The sequence below is a fragment of the Johnsonella ignava ATCC 51276 genome, assembly GCF_000235445.1.
In the GTDB taxonomy this organism is placed as follows: Bacteria; Bacillota; Clostridia; order Lachnospirales; family Lachnospiraceae; genus Johnsonella; species Johnsonella ignava.
In genome coordinates this window covers 1-1228 of record NZ_JH378859.1, presented here as the reverse complement: position 1 = coordinate 1228, position 1228 = coordinate 1, and the positions used below count along the sequence as shown (strand labels likewise).

The window sequence follows — 1228 nt, the reverse complement described above, 5'->3', positions numbered from 1 at the left end:
CCTATTAGTGCTGTAATAATTAAATCTTTAATTTGAAATTTCTTTTTTTCTTCCATAATTATTCTCCTTGTTTTTAAATATTTTTTATTTTCATAATGATGATAGCTAGATAAAATACCATCATTATTACTAGCAATAACATATCAAGCATACGAAATTTGACTTCTGTATAACTAGTTTTTTTACACGAAACTCCAAGTCCTCGTGTCTCAACAGATGCCGACAACTCAGTTGCAGTACATAACATTCGCATTAACATAGGAATCAACATCATTTCATAAACTTTAAAAGGATGTTTTAAAAATCCAAGGAAAGAAATATCAATCCCTCTAGTCTTAATTCCCTGCTTTATACAAGTAATATCCTGTTTTAGAGTAGGAAAAAATCTTAATATAACAGCTAGTGGAATGTTTATATAATATGGAATTTTCATATTTTGCAAGGAAGCTAATACTTCAGATATTTCACTTGTTCTAATCATATTTATAGCTGCAAGAGTCAATGTTATAAAACATAGGAAAAAATATTGTATTGTAGTTGAAATAAATAATGGACTTATTTCCGCTACCATAAACAACACTATATATAAAGCTAAAAATTTAAAACAAGTTTTGTATATGCCGCTTATCATTCCATATGCAAATACTGACAAAAAAAGTAGAACTTCATACTTTTTACCAGTCAAAGTAAATACTAAAACCCCTATAATTAAAACTTGTAACAACTTAATTCTTGGATCATATCTTATTCCATTTTGTTTACAAGATTTGCTCATTCTTCATATCCCTCACTCTGTAGTAAAAATCTTTTTATTGTTTCAAACTCATCACTTTTCTTTAAATTTATCCTTTTGCTAACAGTATTATTTTCTATAAAAACTGCTTTAGTTGCTACTCTACTTAAAAATTCTAAATCATGAGAAATAACAAAAATCAGTATTCCTTTTTTACGAAGAGTATTAATTGCTTCAGATACGACTTTCATATTTTCATAATCAAGTCCACTGGTTGGCTCATCAAAAATCAGAATTTTTTTGTTTGAAGCTATTGCAGCCGCAATAGTAACTCGCTGCTTTTGCCCTCCTGATAAACTTTGCGGATGTCTATTTCTGAATGATGAAATATTCAATAAATTCATCGCATCTTCTATTTTCTCATCATTTTGCTTAATAGTCTTAATGCTATTCATAGAACTGAGCATTAACTCAGAAACAACAGAATCGGAGTAC

General features: G+C 28.5%; 2 protein-coding genes. Both read right to left on the bottom strand.

What is annotated here, in order from left to right; translation table 11 throughout:
* Positions 1-73: 73 nt before the first annotated feature.
* Positions 74-775, bottom strand: coding sequence for an energy-coupling factor transporter transmembrane component T family protein (locus HMPREF9333_RS11960; protein WP_005542425.1), 702 nt, complete (start codon positions 773-775; stop codon positions 74-76).
* On the bottom strand, positions 772-1228 hold a 457-nt coding region (locus HMPREF9333_RS11955), incomplete at its 5' end, for an ATP-binding cassette domain-containing protein (RefSeq protein WP_005542423.1). The genes HMPREF9333_RS11960 and HMPREF9333_RS11955, both read right to left, overlap by 4 nt.